Source organism: Curtobacterium sp. NPDC089689, assembly GCF_044749145.1.
Classification (GTDB): Bacteria; Actinomycetota; Actinomycetes; order Actinomycetales; family Microbacteriaceae; genus Curtobacterium.
The window spans coordinates 487,239-509,918 of the sequence record NZ_JBIVHJ010000003.1 but is presented as its reverse complement, the minus strand read 5'-3'; the positions used below and the strand labels follow the sequence as shown (position 1 = coordinate 509,918).

Genomic DNA, 22,680 nt, shown 5'->3' with positions numbered 1-22,680 from the left:
GGCGCGGTGCCGCCGGACGGCGCGGTGCCGCCCTACGGCGCGGTGCCGCCGGACGCAGGATCGCCGGACGCCCACGGTGGCGCGGCCCACGGCGCGATGGGGTTCCCGGACCACAGCGATCCGGCCGGCACCTGCTCCCCGCGCATCACGAGGGACACCGGCCCGACCGTCGACCCCGCCCCGAGCCCCGCCGCCGGCAGGACGACGCTGTGCGGCCCGAGCGTCGCGCCGGCGTCGAGCCGGACGGCGTCGAGCTGCATCACCCGGTCGTGGAACAGGTGCGTCTGCACGACGGTCCCGCGCGACACGGTGGCGCCGTCGCCGATCGCCACGAGGTCGGCCTCGGGGAGCCAGTACGTCTCGATCCACGTCCCTCGGCCGATCCGCGCACCGAGCGTCCGCAGCCACGCCGCGAGCGCCGGGGTCCCCGTGCACTGCTCCGCGAACCACGGCCGCGCGACGGTCTCGACGAAGGTGTCCTGCACCTCGTTCCGCCACACGAACGACGACCACAGCGGGTGCTCGCCCGCGTCGATCCGCCCGACGAGGGCCCACTTCGCCGTGGTCGACACCGCGGCCGCGACCGCACCGGCGACGATGAGCACCGGACCCGCGAGCAGGACGGTCCAGCCGAGCCCGATGGTCGACCACAGGCCGAGGAACGTCCCGACGACGCCGAGTGCGATCGCCGCCGACACCATCGGCGCCAGGAGGCGCAGCAGCTCCCAGCACCCGCGCGCGACCTTGAGCCTCCGCGGCGGCCGGAACGTGCGTTCCTCGTCGAACGTCGTCGTCGCACGCCGCAGCCGCACGGGCGGGGTCCCGAGCCACGACGAACCGCGCTTGGCCTTCTTCGGCACCGCGGAGAGCACGGCCACCAGGGCTTCGCGGGGGACCGACCGCCCGGCACCCGTCATCCCCGAGTTCCCGAGGAACGCGCGACGACCCACCTTCGACCGACCGATCGTCACCCGACCGCCGCCGAGCTCGTACGTCGCGACCATCGTGTCGTCGGCGAGGAAGGCCCCCGACGCGATCTGCGTCAGCGCCGGGATGAGCAGGACCGTCGAGATCTCGGTGTTCCGTCCGACCCGGGCGCCCAGCAGCCGGAGCCACAGCGGCGTCACGAGCGAGGCGTAGACCGGGAACAGCAGCGTCCGCGCAGCGTCGAGCACCCGCTCGGTCGTCCACACCTGCCAGCCGATCCGGCTCCGCACCGGGTGCCGTCCCTCGTGCAGTCCCAGACCGAGCAGCCGCACCGACGCGACCACCAGCAGCGCGTAGACGAGCCCGGCGACGACCGTCGCGAGCGGCACCACCGCGAGCGCACGGAGCACCGCCGCCCCGAGGCTCGGCGCCGCACCCACCAGCGCCGCCGTCACCGCGAGTCCCGCCGCGACCCCGACGACGGGCAGCCCGGCCACCGCGACCGAACCGGCCCCGTACGCGACGAGCCAGCGTCGACGGGAGGCGGGTCGTGCCTCCCGGTCGTGCCGAGCCGACCCGACGCGCTCCGCCGGCGAACCCGCCCACCGCTCGCCGTCGGGGACCTGGCCGGTCACCGACGAACCGGGCTCGACCTCCGCACCGGCCCCCACGTGCGCGCCCGGCAGCAGCGTCGACCGGCTCCGCACCACCGCGTCCGCGTCCACCCGCACCGGCCCGAGTCGGAAGACGTCGCCGTCCACCCAGTGCCCCGCGAGGTCCACCTCGGGCTCGATCGACGCCCTGGCCCCCACCCGCAGCATCCCCGTCACCGGGGGCAGCGCGTGCAGGTCCACGTCCCGCCCGATCCGTACCCCGAGCGCACGCGCGTAGTAGCTGATCCACGGCGCACCGGCCGTCGACGGACCGTCCACCGCCTCCGCGATCCGCTCCGCGAGCCACACCCGCACGTGCACCGACCCACCACGCGGATGGTCACCCGGCCGGACACCCAGCAGCAGCAGCCGCGCGAGCACCACCGTCACCGCCATCTTCCCCACCGGGGTGACGAACACCAGCAACGCGAGCACCAGCCACGGCCACGGCACCGACGGCAGGAACGGCAACGACGTCGCGTGCAGGACGGTCGACACCAGCGACGTCCACGTCAGCACCCGCAACCCGCGGAGCACCTGCACCGGCAGCCCGAGCACCGTCAGCAGGAACCCCGTCACCGGCGCCACCGGCGCCACCGGCCGTTCCGACGCCTCCGCCGCACCGGACTCGTCCAGCGCCGCGGCCAACGCACCGATCCGGGGATGGTCGTACACGTCCGCCACGGTCGTCGTCGGGAACCGCTCCCGGATCGCCGACACCAGCTGCGCCGCCGTCAACGACCCGCCACCGTGCGCGAAGAAGTCGTCGTCCACACCCGTCACCGGCACCCCGAGGATCGCCGACCACCGCTCCGCGATCCACGCGACCGTCTCCGGCAGGTCCGCGACGTCCGCGACCCCCGGCAGCGGCCACGGCAGCGCCGCACGGTCGACCTTGCCGGACGTCCGCGTCGGCAGGGAGTCCACCACCGCCACCAGCGGCACCAGCGCCGCCGGCAGCTCCGCACGCAACCGTGCGTTCGCCGCCGCCACGTCCACCGCCCGCCCCGTCACCGGCGCCACGTACCCGACCAGCACCTGGTTGCCCGCCGGCGTCCGCTGCACCACCGCAGCACCACCGGCCACCCCGTCCAACGCCTGCAGCGCCGCGTCCACCTCACCCAGCTCGATCCGCCGACCACCGAGCTTCACCTGGTCGTCCGCCCGACCCTGGAACACCAGCCCCTCGGGCTCGTACCGCACCAGGTCACCACTCCGGTACGCCCGCTCCCACCCGAGCTCCGGGAACGCCGCGTACTTCTCCGCGTCCTTCGCCGGGTCCAGGTACCGCCCCAGCCCGACACCGCCGATCACCAGCTCGCCGACACCACCCGGCGCGACCCGCTGCCCGGCCTCGTCCACCACCGCCAGGTCCCACCCGTCCAACGGCAGCCCGATCCGCACCGGTGCGGTCCCGTCCATGAGCGCACCACACGCCACCACGGTCGCCTCGGTCGGCCCGTACGTGTCCCACAACTCCCGGCCCCGCGACGCGATCCGAGCCGCCAGCTCCGGGGGACACGCCTCACCACCGAAGATCACCAGCCGCACCTGCTCCAGCGCGTCGTCCGGCCACAGCGCCGCGAGCGTCGGCACCGTCGACACCACCGTGATCGTGTGCGCGATCAACCACGGCCCGAGGTCCACCCCCGTCCGCACCAGCGACCGCGGCGCCGGCACCAGGCACGCACCGTGCCCCCACGCCAGCCACATCTCCTCGCACGACGCGTCGAACGCCACGCTCAACCCCGCCAGCACCCGGTCACCCGGGCCGATCGGCGCATCCTGCAGGAACATGCGCGCCTCGGCGTCCACGAACGCCGCAGCACTCCGGTGCGTCACCGCCACGCCCTTCGGCACCCCGGTCGACCCCGAGGTGAAGATGATCCACGCGTCGTCCTCCAGCCGGGGGAGGTCGGCGCTCGCCGCGGGGTCGGTCACCGGCAGGGGCGTGCCCTCGCGGTCGGCGAGCACCCCGCCCGCTCCGACGACCCCCACGACGCCGGCCTCGCCGAAGACGAGCGTCGCCCGCTCCTCGGGGTCGTCGGCGTCGACCGGGACGTACGCGGCGCCGGCCGTCAGCACCGCGAGGATCGACACGTAGAGGTCGCGCCCGCCGGACGGGATGCGGACGCCGACCCGGTCGCCGCGACGGACGCCTCGGCGTGCGAGGTCGTCGGCCTGCGCGTGCACCGCCGCCAGCAGGGCCCGGTAGTCGAGGGTGCCGTCGGGGTCCTCGAGGGCGAGGGCGTCCGGGTGCGTCGTCGCGGTCTCGGTGAGGACGTCGAGGAGGGTCCGGGGCGCAGGCGCGTGTGCGCCGCGTGCGAGCTCGAGCTGCGGGTTCCCTGTGGCGGTGGTCATCGAGTCCTCTCCCTGGTCGTGTGCTGGGCGACCGGGCCGCGATCCTAGGGGGTCGACGTGACGCCTCGGGAAACACCGCTGCGAGCCGTCGCGCGACACGCCTGGTCCGAGAGGGTGCCGGAGACCTGCTACGGTTGGTGACACCCCGGGCCCCCATAGCTCAGGGGATAGAGCACTGCCCTCCGGAGGCAGGGGCGGAGGTTCGAATCCTCCTGGGGGCACAAGGGAAACCCCCACTCACCGAGTGGGGGTTTCGTGGTTCCGGGGGTGACCAGAGGACGGCCGGGAGGCACGGGGCGGGGCCGCCACGGGCCTCCAGGCCGGCGCCCGGTCGCGTCTACTTCGCGGTCGGCTTCACGACGCCGCGCACGGCGTCCACCACCGGCTGGGCGCCGCCCGGCTCGGTGAAGAGCGTCGACGACGCGGTGATCCAGTACGGGTCCGCGAACGCGTCCGCCCGCCCGACCCCGTCGTCCGCCAGGTCGAAGTACCCCTCGACCGTGTAGGTCGGCACCGATCCGCCCCGCTGGTACAGCGCGTCCTTGAGGTTCGTGAGCGACTTCTCAGGCAAGTCGGCGACGGCGAACGCGATCGTCACGGAGTGGTCCGACACCTCGCGGAACTGGCACGCGCGCCCCCGCTGCTGGACGATCCGGGCCGCCGGTGTGCCCTTCGCGGGCCGGTAGGACTCGACCTGCTCGAACGCCTGGCCGTACACCGCGAGCGACTCGAGGGGGAGCAGCTCCGCGCACGTCTGCGACACGGGCTTCCCGATCGCCGTCGCGGACGGCGTCGGACCCGCTCCGCCGCCGCCGGAGCACGCGGCGAGCACGGCGACGGACGTGGTCGCGAGGACGGCGGCGCTGATCGCCCGGACGCGGCTGCGGGAGGTCATCCGGCCATGATGGCGCATCGTCCGGGGAGGCCCGTGGACGCCGGTAGAATCGACCGCTATGACACCAGCCGAACTCTCCGCCGCGTACCTGTCGATCCTGACGGGGATCGTGGAGCGACGAGGCGCCTCGGACACGGTGACGGTCGAGGAGTCGCACGCGGCCCTCGAACGGCCGAAGAACCGGGCGCACGGTGACTGGGCGTCGAACGCCGCGATGCAGCTGGCGAAGCGCCTCGGGACGAACCCGCGCGAGCTCGCGACCGAGATCGCGGGGGAGCTGACCGAGCTCGACGGCGTGGCCTCGGTCGACGTCGCCGGCCCCGGGTTCATCAACATCACGCTCGATGCGGCCGCCGCCGGCGCGATCGCCAAGACCATCGTCGACGAGGGCGCCGCGTTCGGGCAGGGCGACCTGTACGACGGGGTGAAGATCGACCTCGAGTTCGTCTCCGCGAACCCGACCGGTCCGATCCACATGGGCGGCGTCCGCTGGGCCGCGGTCGGCGACAGCCTCGCCCGCGTGTTCGAGGCGCAGGGCGGACTCGTCACCCGCGAGTACTACTTCAACGACCACGGCGCGCAGATCGACCGCTTCGCCCGGTCCCTCGTGGCGTCGGCGCTCGGCGAGCCCACGCCCGAGGACGGCTACGGCGGCGCGTACATCGGCGAGATCGCGGCGCGCGTGATCGCCACGCTGCCGGCCGGCACCGACGTGCGGGACCTGCCGCGCGACGAGGCACAGGAGCTGTTCCGGCGCGAGGGCGTCGAGTTCATGTTCGCGGACATCAAGTCGTCGCTGCACGACTTCGGCGTCGACTTCGACGTGTACTTCCACGAGAACTCGCTGCACGAGTCAAAGGCCGTCGAGCGGGCCATCGAGCGGCTGCAGTCGCTCGGCAAGATGTACGAGGCCGAGGGTGCGCTCTGGCTCCGCACGACCGACTTCGGCGACGACCGGGACCGCGTCGTCATCAAGTCGGACGGGCAGCCGGCCTACATCGCGGGCGACCTGGCGTACTACCTCGACAAGCGCGAGCGAGGCTTCGAGCGGAACCTCATCATGCTCGGCGCCGACCACCACGGCTACGTCGGCCGCATGATGGCGATGTGCGCGGCGTTCGGTGACGAACCCGGCACGAACCTCGAGATCCTCATCGGGCAGATGGTCAACCTGCTCAAGGACGGCGAACCGATGCGCATGTCGAAGCGCAACGGCACGATCGTCACGATGGAGGACCTCGTCGACGCCGTCGGTGTCGACGCCGGCCGGTACGCCCTCGTGCGCTTCGCGAGCGACACCTCGATCGACATCGACCTCGACCTGCTCACGAAGCGGACCAACGACAACCCGGTCTTCTACGTGCAGTACGCCCACGCCCGCACGCAGTCGGTCGCCCGCAACGCCGCCGCATCCGGGGTCGACCGGTCCGCGTTCGACGCCTCGCTCCTGACGCACGAGACCGAGAGCACCCTCGTCGGGGCCCTCGCCGAGTACCCGCGGGTCGTCCGGCAGGCCGCCGAGCTCCGTGAGCCGCACCGCATCGCGCGCTACATCGAGCAGCTCGCGGGGCTGTACCACCGCTGGTACGACTCCTGCCGCGTGACGCCGTTCGGGGACGAGCCCGTGACGGACCTTCACCGCACGCGCCTCTGGCTGAACGACGCCACCGGGCAGGTCATCCGCAACGGCCTCGGCCTCCTCGGGGTGAGCGCGCCCGAGCGCATGTAGCGCGGGCGCGGGGCGCCGCGCCGCCGCCGGCGCGCGCCGCCCAACCGAAGACACCCGGCACCACGGTTCCCCGTGGTGCCGGGTGTCTTCGGTTGTGCGGATGCAGCTGGCGCCGGGGCTCGGCGCGCCCGGCGCGCCGCGCCGCACCCAGCGCTCCCGCGGCGGACACCCACCGGGCGCACGCCGCGCCTCCAGGCTGGCTGACGGTGGGTGCTGGCAGGGTGGGACGCATGACCGCCGTCCCCGCCGCCCGCCCGAAGCGCCGCCGCTGGCCGATCGTCCTCGTCGTCGTCCTCGTCGTCCTCGCCGCCCTCGTGGTGATCGCCGAGTTCGTCCTCCGCGGTGTCGTCGACCGGATCATCGCCCAACAGGTCGAGCAGTCCCTCCCCGAGGGCACCACCGGCCAGGTCGACGCGCACGCGGACGGCATCGTCATCCCGCAGCTCATCGGCGGGACGCTCGACCAGGTCGAGATCTCCTCACGGAAGATCACGGTCGACGGCATCCCGCTCGCCGCCGACGTCACCGTGCACGACGTCCCCGTCGACGGCGAGGGGGACGTGCGCGACCTCGACGGCACCGTGACCCTCGCGTCGAGCAGCGTCTCCGACCTCGCGAAGTACAGCCCGCTGTTCGAGCGCCTGAAGCTCGTCGACGGCGGGGTCGAGCTCTCCGGCAAGACGGCCGTCCTCGGCTACGACATCACCTACGCCGCGCGCGGCGACGTCGTGACGCAGGACGACGGCAAGGGCGTGACGATCACCCCGAAGAGCGTCCGCATCACCAACTCGTCGCTCGGCCTCAAGGTCGACTCGATCCCCGGCGTCACGAACGTCCCGGTCGAGGTGTGCACCGCCCGCTTCCTGCCGTCCCAGCTCGCGGTGCGCGACCTCGACATCACGGCACGCGACGCGACCGTCCGCGTCACCGCGGACTCCCTGCCGCTCAGCGAGGACGGGCTGCGGTCCGTGGGGTCCTGCTCGTAACACCGGACGGGAGGCTCCTCACGGCTCGGTAGGATCGGGTCCCGTGAGCGAGAACCCCCTTGCCCCGCCGCGGCTGCGGTTCCCGACGGACGCCTCCGCGCTGACGGCGCGCATCTGGCCCGCGTCCGCGACCCGGACGGACGACGGCGAGCTCGCCGTGGGCGGGATCACCGCCTCGGACCTCGCCCGGCAGTTCGGCACACCCCTCTACGTGGTCGACGAGCGCGACGTGCAGTCCCGAGCCGTGCGCGTGCGGACCGCCTTCTCGGACGCGTTCGGCCGGATCGGCACCCGTGCGCACGTCTACTACGCCGGCAAGGCGTTCCTGACGACCCAGGTCGCCGCGTGGATGGCCGGGGCGGACCTGCGCGTCGACGTCTGCACAGGCGGGGAGCTCGCGGTCGCCCTGGCCGGCGGTGTCGACCCGGGGATGCTCGGCTTCCACGGCAACGACAAGTCCGACGCCGAGATCGCCCGCGCCGTCGAGGTCGGGGTCGGCACGATCGTCCTCGACAGCCACGAGGAGGTGCAGCGCGTCGCCCGGGCCGCCGCCGACGCCGGTGTCGTGCAGCGCGTCCGCATCCGGATCAACAGCGGCGTGCACGCCTCCACGCACGAGTACCTCGCGACCGCCCGCGAGGACCAGAAGTTCGGCATCCCGCTGACCGAGGCCGAGCAGGCCGCTGCGGCGGTCCGCGCGGAGCCCTCGCTCGCGTTCGTCGGCCTGCACTCGCACATCGGCTCGCAGATCTTCGACGAGTCCGGCTTCCGCGAGGCCGCCCGGCGCCTCATGGACGTGCACGCAGCGCTCGTGGCCACGGGGCCGGTGCCGGAGCTCAACCTCGGCGGCGGATGGGGCATCGACTACACCGAGGCCGACTCGGCGTTCGCGCCCGAGGACGTCGCCGAGGCCCTTGCCACGATCGTCGCCGAGGCCTGCGCGGAACGCGGGATCCCGGTGCCCGAGATCGCGGTGGAACCCGGTCGGTACATCGTCGGCCCCGCCGGCATCACGCTCTACTCCGTCGGCACGATCAAGCCCGTGACGCTGGAGCTCGACGCGCCCGCGTCCGAGGCGACCGCGACCCGCACGTACGTGTCCGTCGACGGCGGCATGAGCGACAACGCCCGCCCCGCACTGTACGGCGCCGACTACACCGCCCGCCTCGCCCGGAGCTCGGACGCGCCGGCGGTGCTCAGCCGGGTCGTCGGCAAGCACTGCGAGAGCGGCGACGTCGTCGTGCAGGACGAGTACCTGCCGGGCGACGTGCACCGCGGCGACCTCCTCGCCGTCGCCGCGACCGGTGCCTACTGCTGGAGCCTCGCGAGCAACTACAACCACGTCGGTCGCCCGCCGGTCGTCGCCGTGGCGGACGGCACAGCCCGTATCCTCGTCCGGGGCGAGTCGATCGACGACCTGCTCGCCCGTGACACCGGGGTCGTCCCCGCACCCGACCCCGGCCGGTGACACACCCGAACGACAGGAACCACCCCCAGATGATCGAATACCGCAACGTCCGCGTCGCCCTGCTCGGAGCCGGCTCGGTCGGGTCGCAGGTCGCGCGGCTCCTCCTGGAGCACGGCGACGAACTCGCCTCGCGTGCCGGCGCCGGCCTCGAGCTCGTCGGGATCGCCGTCCGCGACACCGAGGCGGAGCGGGACGTCGACCTGCCGAAGGACCTCTTCACGACCGACGCCGAGTCGCTGATCCTGGGCGCCGACATCGTCGTCGAGCTCATCGGCGGCATCGAGCCGGCGCGGACGCTCGTCCTCCAGGCGCTGCAGTCCGGCGCGGACGTCGTCACGGGCAACAAGGCGCTCCTCGCCACCCACGGACCGGAGCTCTTCGCCGCCGCCGAGCAGGTGGGTGCGCAGCTCTACTACGAGGCCGCCGTCGCCGGCGCGATCCCGATCATCCGCCCGCTGCACGACTCCCTCGCCGGCGACCGCATCGTCCGCATCATGGGCATCGTCAACGGCACCACGAACTTCATCCTCGACCTGATGGACCGCCAGGGCGCGACGTTCGAGGACGCCCTCGCCACCGCGACCGCACTCGGGTACGCCGAGGCCGACCCGACCGCCGACATCGAGGGCTACGACGCCGCGCAGAAGGCCGCGATCCTCGCCTCGCTCGCGTTCCACACCTCGGTGCCGCTCGTCGCCGTCCACCGGGAGGGCATCACCGCGATCACGATCGACCAGGTCCGCGCGGCCCGGAAGGCCGGTTACGTCGTGAAGATCCTCGCGACGGCCGAGCGACTGACCGACGAGGACGGCCGCGAGGGCGTCTCCGCCCGCGTCTACCCGGCGCTCGTGCCGGAGTCGCACCCGCTCGCGAGCGTGCACGGCGCGAAGAACGCCGTGTTCGTCGAGGCCGAGGCCGCTGGCGACCTCATGTTCTACGGCGCCGGAGCCGGCGGCGTCGAGACGGCCTCCGCCGTCCTCGGCGACCTCGTGTCCGCCGCGCGTCGACACGTCATCGGCGGCCCCGGCGTCGCCGAGTCGACCCAGGCGGACCTGCCCGTGTTCCCGATCGGGACCGTGCGCACCCGCTACCAGATCACGCTCCACGTCGCGGACGCCCCCGGTGTCCTGTCGACGGTCGCGGGCGTCCTGGCCAAGCACGGCGTCAGCGTGGAGACGGTCGAACAGACCAGCGCGCTGCAGACGGACGCTCCCGGTGCCGACCGCACCGGTGCGACCGCGACGCTCGTCATCGGCACCCACCTGGCGCGCGAGTCCGACCTCGCCGACACCGTGGTGGCGCTCCGCAACGAGGACGTCGTCGCCGAGATCACCAGCGTGTTGCGGGTCGTCGGCGGCTGAGCCGCACGCACCCCCACGCACCCGAACAGCACACCGATACAAAGGGGAGCCTGATGGCCCACCAGTGGCAGGGAGTCCTGCGCGAGTACGCCGACCGTCTCGACGTGACCGAGGCGACGCCCGTCGTCACCCTCGGCGAGGGCGGTACCCCGCTCATCCCGGCGCGACGGCTCTCCGAGCGCACCGGGGCGGACGTCTACGTCAAGTTCGAGGGCATGAACCCGACGGGTTCGTTCAAGGACCGCGGCATGACGATGGCGATCTCGAAGGCCGTCGAGCACGGCGCCAAGGCCGTCATCTGCGCCTCGACCGGCAACACGAGCGCGTCGGCCGCCGCGTACGCCACGCACGCGGGCATCACCGCCGCGGTGCTCGTGCCCGAGGGCAAGATCGCGATGGGCAAGCTCAGCCAGGCGATCGCGCACGACGGGCAGCTGCTCCAGGTGCAGGGCAACTTCGACGACTGCCTCGACATCGCGCGCGACCTCGCGGCGAACTACCCGGTGCACCTCGTCAACTCGGTGAACAACGACCGCATCGAGGGCCAGAAGACCGCTGCGTTCGAGGTCGTCGACGTCCTCGGTGACGCGCCGGACTTCCACTTCCTGCCCGTCGGCAACGCCGGCAACTACACGGCGTACTCCCGCGGCTACCGCGAGGACGTCGCCGCTGGTCGTTCGTCGAAACTCCCGCGCATGTTCGGCTTCCAGGCCGCCGGCTCGGCCCCGATCGTCCGCGGTGAGGTCGTCCCGAAGCCCGAGACGATCGCGTCCGCCATCCGCATCGGCAACCCCGCCTCGTGGCAGTACGCCCTCGACGCGCGCGAGGAGACCGACGGCTACTTCGGCGCCATCTCCGACGAGGCGATCCTCGCTGCGCACCACATCCTGTCGGCCGAGGTCGGCGTCTTCGTCGAGCCGGCCTCCGCGATCGGTGTCGCCGGGCTCCTGGAGCGCGCGGACGCCGGTGTCGTCGGCAAGGGCGCGAAGGTCGTCATCACGGTGACCGGACACGGCCTGAAGGACCCGCAGTGGGCCCTCCGCACCGAGGACGGCAGCGAGGTCCAGCCCACGGTCGTGCCGGTGGACACGAAGTCCGTCGCCGACGTGCTCGGACTGGTCGGCGCCGAGTGAGCACGCACCGCTCGTCCGGACCGGGGGAGGGCACGACCGCCCAGCACGCTGTACCGGCCGGACGGGCGGTGCGCGTCCGGGTGCCGGCGACGTCGGCGAACCTCGGGCCGGGGTTCGACTCGCTCGGGCTCGCGCTGTCGCTGTACGACGAGGTGACGGTGCGCGTCCGGCCGGAGCCCGGCGCGACCGTGACGGTCGAGGGCGTCGGTGCCGGCGAGGTCGCCACGGACGACACCAACCTCGTCGTCCAGGCCGTCCGCCGAGGGCTCGCGGCCGGTGGCGTGACCGAGCAGCCGGGTCTCGAGCTGCACGCGGTCAACGCCATCCCGCACGGCCGTGGACTCGGGTCGAGCGCGGCGGCGATCGTCGCCGGACTCATGGCGGCGCGGGGTCTCCTCGAGGGGGTCGTCGACCTCGACGCTTCGACGCTCCTGACGCTCGCCACCGAGATGGAGGGGCACCCGGACAACGTCGCGCCGGCGCTCTTCGGCGGCCTCACCATCGCGTGGATGACCGCGGACGGGCCGGCGTACAAGCGGCTGCTCGTGCACCGCGGCGTCTCGCCGGTGGTCTTCGTGCCGACCTCGACGCTGTCGACCAAGCTCGCACGGTCCCTGCAGCCCGCGAGCGTGCCCCACGAGGACGCCGCGTTCAACGTGTCGCGGTCGGCGCTCCTGGTCGCTGCACTGATCCAGAGCCCCGAGCTGCTCCTGGCGGCGACCGAGGACCGTCTGCACCAGGCGTACCGGGCGAGCGCCATGCCCGAGACCGACGTGCTCATCGGGCTCCTGCGGCAGCACGGGCTCGCGGCGGTCGTGTCCGGGGCCGGCCCGAGCCTCCTCGTCCTCGGCAGCGATCCGGCGCAGCGACTCACCGCGGCGGACCTCGTGACGCGACACGCGGAGTCGGACTGGCGCCCGCTCATGCTGGCCGTGGACCTGGGTGGTGCTACAGTGGCAGCGCACTCGGCGCTCCAAGCCGATCCCGCATAGGCAGCAGGAACGATCCTCGCCGGTGCAGGGTCCGGTGCGCGGGGGCAATCTCTTTCTGATCACCGTTTCCCGGTCCGTCGTCTGAACGACGGTCAGTGCACCCCTGTGCGTCCGGGGCGGTGGAAACTCTCCGCGTTCTGCGGTTCGAAAGGAAACACCGACCTTGACGAACGTCAACGACTCCACCCCGGTGGAGATCCCCAGCGACCTGCGCGCCCTCCGCCTCCCGGAGCTCCAGCGCATCGCTTCCTCCCTCGGCATCACGGGCCTGTCGAAGATGCGCAAGGGCGACCTCATCGCCACGATCGAGGACAAGCGCCCCGCGACGGCCGACGCCCCCGCCGCCGAGACCCCGGTCGCCGAGCAGCCGACGCTGCCCGAGCCCGCGACCGAGCAGTCCGAGGCCGAGCAGCCCGCGACCGAGCAGCCCGCCGCCGACCAGCCGGCCGCTGCGCAGGAGCCGGCCGCCCAGCAGCAGCCCGCGCAGGACGCGACCTCGGGCGCCGCCACCGGCGCCGACGCGACCGACCAGCCGACCGGCGGTCGTGCGCGTCGCTCGCGCCGTGCCTCCTCGGCGGGCACCGTCAACGCGGCGCCGACGTCGGCGTCCGAGCACCGGAACCACGGGCACACCGGCACCGAGGACCTCCTCGCCGGGCTCGACCAGGTCCGTGCCGAGAAGGACGCGCAAGAGGCCGCGCAGGCCGCCGGCCAGCGCCGCGGGCGCGGCCAGCAGCAGGACGGCCAGCAGCAGGGCGGTCAGGAGGCCCAGGACGACGCCGCCACGCAGGCGGGCGAGCAGGGCGGCGAGTCCGGTGAGGGCGACCAGCAGGGCGAGGTCGGCTCGCGTCGCGGACGCCGCAGCCGTGGTCGCGGTCGTGGGCGCGGCCAGAACGCCGAGAACGGCGAGCAGAACGGACAGGGCGGCAACGGCCAGGGCGGGAACGGCCAGGGCGGCAACGACCAGCAGGGCCAGCAGAAGCAGGACGACCAGAACGGTCAGCAGAAGCAGGGCCAGCAGAAGCAGAACGGCCAGCAGAAGCAGGACGACCAGAACGGTCAGCAGAAGCAGGGCCAGCAGAAGCAGAACAACCAGAACGGCCCGCAGCAGGACGCGCAGGAGGGCGAGGGCCGCAGTCGTCGTCAGCGTGACCGCAAGCGCGGCCGTGGCGGCCAGCAGGACGACCTCGAGCCGGAGGTCACCGAGGACGACGTCCTCATCCCGATCGCGGGCATCCTCGACGTCCTCGACAACTACGCCTTCGTGCGGACGACCGGCTACCTGCCCGGCCCGAGCGACGTCTACGTCTCGCTCGGCCAGGTGAAGAAGTACCACCTCCGCAAGGGTGACGCGATCGTCGGCTCGATCAAGCAGCCGCAGGGCGGCGAGCAGCAGAGCCGCCAGAAGTACAACGCGCTCGTCAAGGTCGACACCGTCAACGGGCAGACCGCGGAGGAGGCGGCGGCCCGCAAGGACTTCTCCGACCTCACGCCGCTGTACCCGAACGAGCGCCTGCGCCTCGAGACCGAGCCGCAGAAGCTGTCGACGCGGATCATCGACCTCGTGTCGCCGATCGGCAAGGGCCAGCGCGGCCTCATCGTCTCGCCGCCCAAGGCCGGCAAGACGGTCGTGCTCCAGGCCATCGCCAACGCGATCGCGAAGAACAACCCCGAGGCGCACCTCATGGTCGTGCTCGTGGACGAGCGGCCCGAAGAGGTCACCGACATGCAGCGCTCGGTGAAGGGCGAGGTCATCGCCTCGACCTTCGACCGTCCGGCGGAGGACCACACGACGGTCGCCGAGCTCGCCATCGAGCGGGCGAAGCGCCTCGTGGAGCTCGGTCACGACGTCGTCGTGCTGCTCGATTCGATCACGCGCCTCGGTCGTGCCTACAACCTGGCGACGCCGGCCTCCGGTCGCGTGCTCTCCGGTGGCGTCGACTCGGCCGCGCTCTACCCGCCGAAGCGCTTCTTCGGCGCGGCGCGCAACATCGAGGACGGCGGTTCGCTGACCATCCTCGCGACCGCGCTCGTCGAGACCGGCTCCAAGATGGACGAGGTCATCTTCGAGGAGTTCAAGGGCACCGGCAACATGGAGCTCCGCCTCAACCGCCACCTCGCGGACAAGCGGATCTTCCCGGCCGTCGACGTCAACGCCTCCGGCACCCGTCGCGAGGAGCAGCTGCTCTCCGCCGACGAGGTCAAGATCACGTGGCGCCTGCGCCGGGCCCTCGCCGGGCTCGACCCGCAGCAGGCCCTCGAGATCGTGCTGCGGAACCTCAAGGAGACGCAGTCGAACGTCGAGTTCCTGGTCCAGGTGCAGAAGTCGGTCCCCACGACCGGCGGGCACCACAACGGCCACCAGGAGTAACCGGTGTTCGAGTCGGTAGCGGGGCTGCTGGCGGAACACGAGGACCTGACGCAGCAGCTGTCGGACCCCGCGCTCCACGCCGATCCGGTCCGTGCGAAGAAGGTGAACCGGCGGTACGCCGAGCTCAACCAGATCAAGTCCGCGTACGAGTCCTGGCAGGCGGCGGGGGACGACCTCGCCGCCGCCCGGGAACTCGCGCGCGAGGACGAGGCGTTCGCGGACGAGGTCCCCGCGCTCGAGGAGCAGCTGCAGGAGCGCCAGGAGCGTCTCCGTCGGCTGCTCATCCCGCGCGACCCCGACGACGGCCGCGACGTCATCATGGAGATCAAGGGCGGTGAGGGCGGCGAGGAGTCGGCGCTCTTCGCGGCCGACCTCCTGCGGATGTACTCGCACTACGCCGAGACGAAGGGCTGGAAGGTCGAGCTCCTCGAGCGCACCGAGTCCGACCTCGGCGGCTACAAGGACGTGCAGGTCGCGATCAAGTCGAACGCGACCGACCCGTCGCAGGGCGTCTGGGCGCACCTCAAGTACGAGGGCGGCGTGCACCGCGTGCAGCGGGTGCCGGCGACCGAGTCGCAGGGGCGCATCCACACGTCGACCACGGGCGTGCTGGTGTTCCCCGAGGTCGACGAGCCCGAAGAGGTCCAGATCAACCAGAACGACCTCAAGATCGACGTGTACCGGTCCTCCGGCCCCGGCGGTCAGTCGGTGAACACGACGGACTCCGCGGTCCGCATCACCCACCTGCCCACGGGCATCACGGTGGCGATGCAGAACGAGAAGTCGCAGCTGCAGAACCGCGAGGCCGGCATGCGCGTCCTCCGCGCACGCATCCTCGCGAAGCAGCAGGAGGAGCTCGACGCGATCGCCTCGGACGCGCGCAAGTCGCAGATCCGCGGCATGGACCGTTCCGAGCGCATCCGCACGTACAACTTCCCGGAGAACCGCATCGCGGACCACCGGACCGGCTACAAGGCGTACGACCTCGACCGGGTGATGAACGGCGCGCTCGAACCCGTCATCCAGTCCGCCATCACCGCGGACGAAGAGGCCCGCCTGGCCGCCATCGGCGACCAGGACGCGTGACCGAACCCCGCCGGGAGGCTCGGATCACCGCCGACACGCCCGTCCCGTTCGCTGCGGATCGCCTGCTCGAGCAGGCGACCGCGGCGCTCGGCGGTGCCGGTGTCCCGACTCCACGGGTCGACGCCGAGCTCCTGCTCGCCTGGGCGACGGACACCTCACGCGGTGCCGTCCAGGCCCGGGTGCTGACCGGGGGAGCGATCGCACCGGAGCACGTCGAGCGCTTCCGTCACGCGGTCGCCCGCCGGACCACCCGCGAGCCGCTCCAGCACATCACGGGCGAGGCGCACTTCCGTGCCCTCACGCTCGCGGTGGGACCCGGCGTGTTCGTCCCGCGACCAGAGACCGAGGGCGTCGTGCAGTTCGGCATCGACGCGCTCCGCGCCACCGCGCTGCCCGCGCCCGTGGCCGTCGACCTGGGCTCCGGCAGCGGTGCGATCGCCATCGCGATGGACACCGAGGTGCCGAACGCGGTCGTGTACGCGGTCGAGCGCTCACCCGAGGCCCTGCCGTGGACCCGCCGGAACGTGGACGCCCACGGCGGCACCGTCCGGCTCGTCGAGGGCGACCTCGCCGACGCGCTGCCCGAGCTCGACGGCACCGTCTCCGTCGTCGTGTCGAACCCGCCGTACGTCCCCGACGACATGGTGCCGGTCGACCCCGAGGTCCGGGACCACGACCCGTCGCTCGCGCTGTACGGGGGAGCGGACGGCCTCGACGCCGTCCGTGCGCTCACCGAGACCGCCTGGCGCCTCCTCGTGCCCGGCGGCCTGCTCGTCGTCGAGCACGCGGAACAGCAGGGTGCGGGCGTCCGCGAGGTCATCGCCGCGCGGGGGTTCCGTTCCCCGGAGACGCACGTCGACCTGACCGGCCGCGACCGCACCACGACGGCCACCCGCTGACGCGACCCGCGGGGCGGACGCGAGCCGTGCCTCCCGGCCGGTCGTCACGCGGCGCGTCGATCAGGCGACGGGGGAGGCGACCCGCTCCTGCTCCTGTTCCGCGACGAAGGCGCGGACCGACTCGCGGAGGTCGGTGTGCTCCTCGACCAGGACGGCGTGGATGCCGACGCTCCGCGCGCCCTCGACGTTGACCGGCATGTCGTCGGCGAAGAAGGTGCGCTCGGCCGGGACACCGTGGTGCTCGAGCGCCCGGAGGAAGACCTGGGGCTCGGGCTTGCGGGCACCGAAGTTGCTCGTCGTGTCGAGGTGGTCGCCGAAGACCGCCGCGAGCGAGGGCGCCCACCGCGCGATCCACCGACCGGCGAGCGGACCGTTGTTCGTCAGCAGGCCGACGCGCCCGTGCTGCGCCGCGATCCGGACCGCCTCGACCCGCTCGGGCAGCTCCGTCATCGCCGCGCCGCGGAACCGCGCCCACTCGGACTCCGGGACGTCACAACCCATCGCGTCCTCGAACGCGGCGAGGTAGGCGTCCCCGTCGGGCCAGTGGCCGGCCTCGGCCCGCGCCTCGTTCCCGCAGTCCCACCAGCGACGGCGGAGCTCGGTGAAGTCGTGTCCGGTGAAGGCCGCGAGGGCCTCCATCCGCACGCGCCAGTCGTAGTGCACGAGGACCTCGTCCATGTCGAAGAGGAACAGGAGCGGGGGCGCGGTGGTCTCGTTCACGATGTCGTCCATTGTGTCGCACTATCATCGTGCGAGTCATGGCCTCCCGATACGACTGCACCGACAACGACGGCCTCCTCACCGGGATGCGGCTCGCACGTGCCGCGCTCGGACGCGGAGAACTCGTCGTGGTCCCCACCGACACCGTCTACGGCCTCGCCGCGGATGCCTTCAGCGCGGCCGCCGTGCAGCGCCTCCTGGACGCGAAGGGCCGCACGCGGCAGTCCCCGCCACCGGTGCTCATCCCGGGGCCGCCCACGCTCGACGCGCTCGCGAGCGAGGTGCCGCAGCAGGTGCGCGACCTCGTCGACGAGTTCTGGCCCGGTGGCCTCACGGTCATCCTCCGCGCACAGCCGTCGCTCGACTGGGACCTCGGCGAGACCCGGGGGACCGTCGCGCTCCGCATGCCGGACTCCCGGATCGCGCTCGAGCTGCTGCAGGAGGTCGGCCCGCTCGCGGTCTCCTCGGCGAACAGCACCGGCGACCCGGCCGCGATGGACGTCGACGCCGCGGAGCGGATGCTCGGCGAGAGCGTCTCGGTGTACCTCGACGGCGGCCCGATCGAGGTGCACGACGGGTTCGCCGCGTCGACCGGCTCGACCATCGTCGACGCGACCGGGCTCTCGACCGGCGACAAGCTGACGATCGTGCGGCACGGGGTGATCCCCGACGACGAGATCGCACGGGTCGTCGGAGCCGACCTGATCGCGTGAAGTACTACCTGCTCGCGGGAGCCATCGCCGCGGTCGTGAGCTTCTGCATCAGCTGGCTGGTGTGGAAGCTCGGCGTCCGGTTCCGGTGGTACCCGAAGGTCCGCGAGCGTGACGTGCACCGCACCCCGACGCCCCGGCTCGGCGGGATCGCGATGTACCTCGGCGTCATCGTGGCGATGCTCGCGGCCTGGTTCCTGTTCCCGTCGATCGCCGGCACCGACTACTTCCGGCTCGTGTTCTCCGAACCGGGGCGCGTGCTCGCCGTCCTCGGCGGAGCGACGATCATCGTGGTCCTCGGCGTCGCGGACGACATCTGGGACCTCGACTGGATGACGAAGCTGGCGGGCCAGATCATCGCCGCCGGCATCCTGGCGTGGCAGGGCGTGGCGATCGTCTCCCTGCCGATCGGCAACACGCTCGGCGTCGGCTCGTCCTACATGAGCCTCATCTTCACGGTGTTGGCGGTCGTGCTCGTGATGAACGCGGTGAACTTCATCGACGGGCTGGACGGGCTCGTCGCCGGGGTGGCGATCATCGCCGGCGGGGTGTTCTTCCTCTACACGTTCTTCATCAACCGCGTCGTGCAGCAGACGGAGTTCTTCTTCAACCTGCCGTCGCTCCTGACCGCGGTCCTCGTCGGGGCGTGCTTCGGGTTCCTCATCCTCAACTGGCACCCGGCGAAGCTCTTCATGGGGGACGCGGGCGCGCTGCTCGTGGGCTTCCTCATGGCCACGAGCGCGGTGAGCGTCACGGGCAACATCGACCCCGCGGCCGTGCAGACACGCCAGGCCCTGCTGCCGGCGTTCATCCCGATCCTGCTGCCCTTCGCGATCCTCATCGTGCCGATCCTCGACTTCGGGCTCGCGGTCACCCGGCGGCTCAGTGCCGGGAAGTCGCCGTTCTCGGCCGACCGGAAGCACCTGCACCACCGCCTGCTCGACATGGGGCACTCGCACTTCCACGCGGTGCTGATCTTCTACGCCTGGACCGCCACCGTCGCGTTCGGCTGTCTGCTCTTCCTCTTCGTCGACTGGTACTGGGTCGTGGCCTTCGTCGCGGTCGGGTTCACGGTGTGCGCCGTCGCCACCTTCGCCCCGCTCGGCCGCAAGCGCACCGAGATCGCCGCCCAGACCGCCAACCGCTCCGCCGCCGTGGTGGACGCCAGCCTCGACCCGCTCGACCGGGCCGCCAACGACCGCACGATCCCTGGAGACATCACGTGACCGCACCGAACGCGCTCGACCACGTCCGGCCGGTGTTCCGCCGCATCCTCGTCTGGGCGGGCCTGCTCGCGGTGGCCCTCGCCGTCGTCGGGGGAGTCGTCGGGCTCCTCGTCGCCGGCACGCCCGGGTTGGCTGGTGGCCTGCTCGGCGCCGTGCTGAGCGTCGTGTTCCTCGGGCTCACCGCGGTCTCCGTGCTGGTGGCGCTCCGGGCCTCGAAGGGCCAGATGATCTCCGGGGCGTTCTTCGGGATCGTGATGGGCACCTGGCTCCTGAAGTTCGTGCTGTTCCTCGTCGCACTGTTCCTGCTCCGCGGGCGCGACTGGGTCGACTTCCCGACCCTGGCCATCGTGATCATCGTCGGGGTCGTCGGCTCCCTGGTGATCGACGTCGCCGCGGTCGCCACCGCCCGGGTTCCGATCGACGTCCCGCTGCCCGGTCCGGCTTCCTCCTCGGACCCTGAGAAGAACGACACCCGCGGCTGAGAGCCCGGGAAGCCTCCCGCACCTGATAGGCTTCTCGAAGTCCGCGTCCGGAGCCTGCGCTCGGAGCGGACGAGCCTCCACAAAGTCCACCATCGCGTGCCGTGTGTGCGCGCGCCGACACAGGAGACAGCGCTGCTATCCCACGCTCTTCCCCTGTCCCTCACCGCTGCGGTCAACCCCGTCGCGGCGGGGAGCAGCCAGGCCGCCGAGTTCCACGGTCCGTCGATCAACGAGTTCTTCCCTGACGCGATCTTCTTCGCCGGGACGCCGTTCGAGATCGACCGCCTCGTCATCATCCGCTTCATCGCCGTCGCGGTGCTGCTGATCATCGGGATCGTCGGGACCCGCTCGCTGAAGCTCGTCCCCGGTCGCGGTCAGGCGCTCATCGAGTACGCGTTCGACGTCGTCCGCCGCAACACGTTCGACAACCTCGGCGAGAAGGACGGCAAGCGGTTCCTGCCGATCCTCGCCACGATCTTCTTCTCCGTGCTGTTCCTGAACCTGACGGGTCTCATCCCCGGGTTCAACCTGCAGGGCACCAGCCGCATCGCGTACCCGATGATCCTCGCGATCGTCGCCTACGTGGCGTTCATCTACGCGGGCCTGAAGAAGCACCCGGGTGCGTTCCTCCGCAACGCACTGTTCCCGCCCGGGGTGCCGTGGCCGCTCTACATCATCGTGACGCCGATCGAGCTCGTCTCGACCTTCGTGCTCCGTCCGGTGACGCTGACGCTCCGACTCCTCATGAACATGGTCGTCGGCCACCTGCTGCTCGTCCTGTTCTTCGCAGCGACCCAGTTCTTCCTGTTCGACACCGAGGGTGCCTTCAAGCTCTTCGGCGTCGGGACGCTCGCGTTCGGCATCGCGTTCAGCTTCTTCGAGATCCTGGTCGCGCTGCTGCAGGCGTACGTCTTCATGCTGCTGACCGCTGTGTACATCCAGCTCGCGCTGGCTGACGAGCACTGACCTGCACTGACCCCCATACGGCACGGCATCCGTCGGGCCGCACCTGAAAGGAAAACACGTGGACGCAACGACCGTTCTTGCGGCAATCAACGGCAACATCGCGACGGTTGGCTACGGCCTCGCGGCGATCGGCCCGGCCATCGGCGTGGGCATCGTCGTCGGCAAGACGATCGAGTCCGTCGCTCGCCAGCCGGAGCTCCAGGGCCGCCTGACGACCCTCATGTACATCGGTATCGCCTTCACCGAGGCACTCGCCTTCATCGGTATCGCGACGTACTTCATCTTCACCGGCACCAACTAAGGCCTCTCGATGCAGAACGCACTCATCATCGCGGCGGAGGAGACGCACAGTCCCCTCGTCCCGCCGTTGTACGACATCGTGTGGTCCGCGGTGGCGTTCGTCGTCATCCTGCTGGTCTTCTGGCGGGTCATCATCCCGCGGATCACGAAGATGCTCGACGAGCGCACCGAGGCCATCGAAGGTGGCATCAAGAAGGCGGAGGCAGCTCAGGAGCAGGCCGCCGCTGCGCTCGACGAGTACAACAAGCAGCTGGCGGAGGCGCGTGCCGAGGCATCGCGCATCCGTGAGCAGGCCCGTGCCGACGCGACCGCGATCGGCAACGAGGTCCGTGAGCAGGCTGCTGCCGATGCCGCGCGCATCACCGCGAACGCCCAGGCGCAGATCGAGGCCGAGCGCCAGAGCGCGCTCCAGTCGCTCCGCACCGAGGTCGGCTCGCTCGCGCTGGACCTCGCGTCCGGTGTGATCGGCGAGTCCCTCAAGGACGACGCGAAGTCGAACGCCGTCGTGGACCGCTTCCTCGCGGACCTCGAGGCCTCCAAGGCCGGGGAGCGCTGAGCATGCGCAGCGCCACCAGGGAAGCGCTCGCGTCCACGAGGGCGGTGCTCGCCGACCTCGGCAGCAGCGCCGACCTGGCCACGGGTGCCGAGATCCTCGCCTCCGGGCGTGCGATCGCCGGTGCGCCGCAGCTGCTCGGTCTGCTGTCCGACCCGACGGCCGACCCGGCCGGCAAGAAGGTCCTCATCGACCGTGTCTTCGCCGGTCAGTCGGACGCCACGCGTGCGGTCCTGACCGCGGTGGCCGGCTCGCGCTGGTCGTCGCAGGAAGACCTGCTCGCGGGCATCGAGGACGCGGGCATCCGCGCCGTCGCCGCCACCGCGGGGACGGGCACCTCGATCGAGTCGGAGCTGTTCGCCTTCGAGTCCGCCGTCCGTTCGGACCCCGGTCTCGAGCTGGCGCTCGGCACCAAGCTCGGCAGCCCGGCGGAGAAGGGCGCGCTCGTCGAGCGGCTGCTCGGCTCCAAGGCGTCGCAGCAGACCGTGACGATCCTCTCGGCGCTCGTGCAGCAGCCGCGCGGTCGTCGGATCGGCGAGCTGGTGCGTGAGGCGAGCCGGATCGTGGCAGACCAGGCGGACAAGCTCGTCGCGACGGTCATCACCGCGACGCCGCTCGACGCCGGACAGTCCGCCCGCGTGGCCCGCGGCCTCGGCGAGCGGTACGGCAAGGACATCAGCATCAACCAGGTCGTCGACCCCTCGGTCGTCGGCGGGGTCCGGGTGCAGATCGGCGGCGACGTCATCGACGGCACCGTGTCCACGCGCCTGGCGGAGCTCCGGCTCCAGCTGGCCGGCTGAGCGTACGGTCGAAGCCGCCCCACCCAAGTCCACAACGGGAACTGTCGTCGTCACGGCAGCAT

The 22,680-nt window shown here is 72.0% G+C and carries 19 protein-coding genes and 1 tRNA gene; 17 read left to right on the top strand and 3 right to left on the bottom strand.

Features of this window, described 5'->3' with window-relative positions:
- Positions 1-32: 32 nt before the first annotated feature.
- On the bottom strand, positions 33-3,941 hold the full coding sequence (locus ACIPYW_RS13970) for a Pls/PosA family non-ribosomal peptide synthetase (RefSeq protein ID WP_400414507.1): 3,909 nt from the start codon (positions 3,939-3,941) through the stop codon (positions 33-35).
- Between the two features lie 149 nt (positions 3,942-4,090).
- Between ACIPYW_RS13970 and ACIPYW_RS13965 the strand changes: the two genes are divergently transcribed.
- Positions 4,091-4,162 (top strand) — tRNA-Arg (locus tag ACIPYW_RS13965).
- Positions 4,163-4,278: 116 nt separating this feature from the next.
- Here ACIPYW_RS13965 and ACIPYW_RS13960 read toward each other — a convergent pair.
- Positions 4,279-4,836, bottom strand: a complete 558-nt coding sequence (locus ACIPYW_RS13960; protein ID WP_400414505.1) for a hypothetical protein — start codon at positions 4,834-4,836, stop codon at positions 4,279-4,281.
- A gap of 58 nt (positions 4,837-4,894) precedes the next feature.
- On the opposite strand from ACIPYW_RS13960, the gene argS reads away from it, so the two are divergent.
- From argS to prmC, 9 genes are all read left to right on the top strand, one after another.
- The gene (gene argS, locus ACIPYW_RS13955; protein ID WP_400414502.1) at positions 4,895-6,565 is read left to right on the top strand and encodes an arginine--tRNA ligase; all 1,671 of its coding nucleotides are present in this window, start codon (positions 4,895-4,897) and stop codon (positions 6,563-6,565) included.
- A 230-nt stretch (positions 6,566-6,795) separates the two neighbouring features.
- A complete protein-coding gene (locus tag ACIPYW_RS13950) occupies positions 6,796-7,551 on the top strand; it encodes a hypothetical protein (protein WP_400414499.1) in 756 nt (251 codons plus the stop codon).
- A gap of 43 nt (positions 7,552-7,594) precedes the next feature.
- Complete coding sequence (gene lysA / locus ACIPYW_RS13945; protein WP_400414496.1) at positions 7,595-9,019, top strand: diaminopimelate decarboxylase; 1,425 nt, start codon at positions 7,595-7,597, stop codon at positions 9,017-9,019.
- A gap of 29 nt (positions 9,020-9,048) precedes the next feature.
- Complete coding sequence (locus tag ACIPYW_RS13940; RefSeq protein WP_400414493.1) at positions 9,049-10,380, top strand: homoserine dehydrogenase; 1,332 nt, start codon at positions 9,049-9,051, stop codon at positions 10,378-10,380.
- Positions 10,381-10,433: 53 nt separating this feature from the next.
- Positions 10,434-11,513: a threonine synthase gene (thrC, locus tag ACIPYW_RS13935; protein ID WP_290131565.1), complete on the top strand. Its 1,080-nt coding sequence runs from the start codon at positions 10,434-10,436 to the stop codon at positions 11,511-11,513.
- A gap of 68 nt (positions 11,514-11,581) precedes the next feature.
- Positions 11,582-12,505, top strand: coding sequence for a homoserine kinase (gene thrB / locus ACIPYW_RS13930; RefSeq protein WP_400414833.1), 924 nt, complete (start codon positions 11,582-11,584; stop codon positions 12,503-12,505).
- 163 nt (positions 12,506-12,668) lie between these two features.
- Positions 12,669-14,876, top strand: coding sequence for a transcription termination factor Rho (gene rho / locus ACIPYW_RS13925; protein ID WP_400414490.1), 2,208 nt, complete (start codon positions 12,669-12,671; stop codon positions 14,874-14,876).
- A 3-nt stretch (positions 14,877-14,879) separates the two neighbouring features.
- Positions 14,880-15,962 (top strand): peptide chain release factor 1, encoded by a 1,083-nt coding sequence (gene prfA / locus ACIPYW_RS13920; RefSeq protein WP_290131568.1) that lies wholly within the window; start codon positions 14,880-14,882, stop codon positions 15,960-15,962.
- Positions 15,963-15,985: 23 nt separating this feature from the next.
- On the top strand, positions 15,986-16,861 hold the full coding sequence (gene prmC, locus ACIPYW_RS13915) for a peptide chain release factor N(5)-glutamine methyltransferase (RefSeq protein ID WP_400414831.1): 876 nt from the start codon (positions 15,986-15,988) through the stop codon (positions 16,859-16,861).
- Between the two features lie 60 nt (positions 16,862-16,921).
- Here the strand turns inward: prmC and ACIPYW_RS13910 are convergent, their stop codons facing one another.
- Entirely contained in the window at positions 16,922-17,593 is a 672-nt protein-coding gene (locus tag ACIPYW_RS13910) for an HAD-IA family hydrolase (protein ID WP_400414487.1), read from the bottom strand.
- A gap of 26 nt (positions 17,594-17,619) precedes the next feature.
- Here ACIPYW_RS13910 and ACIPYW_RS13905 point away from each other — a divergent pair, with 26 nt between their 5' ends.
- The 7 genes from ACIPYW_RS13905 to ACIPYW_RS13875 all read left to right on the top strand — a co-directional run bounded on the left by ACIPYW_RS13905 (position 17,620) and on the right by ACIPYW_RS13875 (position 22,618).
- A complete protein-coding gene (locus tag ACIPYW_RS13905; protein WP_400414486.1) occupies positions 17,620-18,294 on the top strand; it encodes an L-threonylcarbamoyladenylate synthase in 675 nt (224 codons plus the stop codon).
- A complete protein-coding gene (locus ACIPYW_RS13900) occupies positions 18,291-19,517 on the top strand; it encodes an MraY family glycosyltransferase (protein ID WP_290131571.1) in 1,227 nt (408 codons plus the stop codon). Before ACIPYW_RS13905 ends, ACIPYW_RS13900 begins: the two co-directional genes overlap by 4 nt.
- On the top strand, positions 19,514-19,999 hold the full coding sequence (locus ACIPYW_RS13895) for a hypothetical protein (protein WP_400414483.1): 486 nt from the start codon (positions 19,514-19,516) through the stop codon (positions 19,997-19,999). The genes ACIPYW_RS13900 and ACIPYW_RS13895 overlap by 4 nt, the downstream gene beginning before the upstream one ends.
- A gap of 105 nt (positions 20,000-20,104) precedes the next feature.
- Entirely contained in the window at positions 20,105-20,965 is an 861-nt protein-coding gene (gene atpB / locus ACIPYW_RS13890; RefSeq protein WP_400414481.1) for a F0F1 ATP synthase subunit A, read from the top strand.
- A 58-nt stretch (positions 20,966-21,023) separates the two neighbouring features.
- Positions 21,024-21,266: an ATP synthase F0 subunit C gene (atpE, locus tag ACIPYW_RS13885; RefSeq protein ID WP_022905151.1), complete on the top strand. Its 243-nt coding sequence runs from the start codon at positions 21,024-21,026 to the stop codon at positions 21,264-21,266.
- Positions 21,267-21,275: 9 nt separating this feature from the next.
- A complete protein-coding gene (locus tag ACIPYW_RS13880) occupies positions 21,276-21,821 on the top strand; it encodes a F0F1 ATP synthase subunit B (RefSeq protein WP_058725321.1) in 546 nt (181 codons plus the stop codon).
- 2 nt (positions 21,822-21,823) lie between these two features.
- Positions 21,824-22,618, top strand: coding sequence for a F0F1 ATP synthase subunit delta (locus ACIPYW_RS13875; RefSeq protein WP_400414478.1), 795 nt, complete (start codon positions 21,824-21,826; stop codon positions 22,616-22,618).
- Positions 22,619-22,680: the final 62 nt, after the last annotated feature.

Coding starts and splice junctions, on each gene's coding strand:
- ACIPYW_RS13905 (WP_400414486.1), top strand. CDS start 17,620: ATGGCCTCCCGATACGACTGCACCGACAACGACGGCCTCCTCACCGGG.
- ACIPYW_RS13880 (WP_058725321.1), top strand. CDS start 21,276: ATGCAGAACGCACTCATCATCGCGGCGGAGGAGACGCACAGTCCCCTC.
- argS (WP_400414502.1), top strand. CDS start 4,895: ATGACACCAGCCGAACTCTCCGCCGCGTACCTGTCGATCCTGACGGGG.
- ACIPYW_RS13960 (WP_400414505.1), bottom strand. CDS start 4,836: ATGACCTCCCGCAGCCGCGTCCGGGCGATCAGCGCCGCCGTCCTCGCG.
- thrC (WP_290131565.1), top strand. CDS start 10,434: ATGGCCCACCAGTGGCAGGGAGTCCTGCGCGAGTACGCCGACCGTCTC.
- ACIPYW_RS13875 (WP_400414478.1), top strand. CDS start 21,824: ATGCGCAGCGCCACCAGGGAAGCGCTCGCGTCCACGAGGGCGGTGCTC.
- ACIPYW_RS13910 (WP_400414487.1), bottom strand. CDS start 17,593: ATGGACGACATCGTGAACGAGACCACCGCGCCCCCGCTCCTGTTCCTC.
- ACIPYW_RS13950 (WP_400414499.1), top strand. CDS start 6,796: ATGACCGCCGTCCCCGCCGCCCGCCCGAAGCGCCGCCGCTGGCCGATC.
- ACIPYW_RS13970 (WP_400414507.1), bottom strand. CDS start 3,941: ATGACCACCGCCACAGGGAACCCGCAGCTCGAGCTCGCACGCGGCGCA.
- ACIPYW_RS13940 (WP_400414493.1), top strand. CDS start 9,049: ATGATCGAATACCGCAACGTCCGCGTCGCCCTGCTCGGAGCCGGCTCG.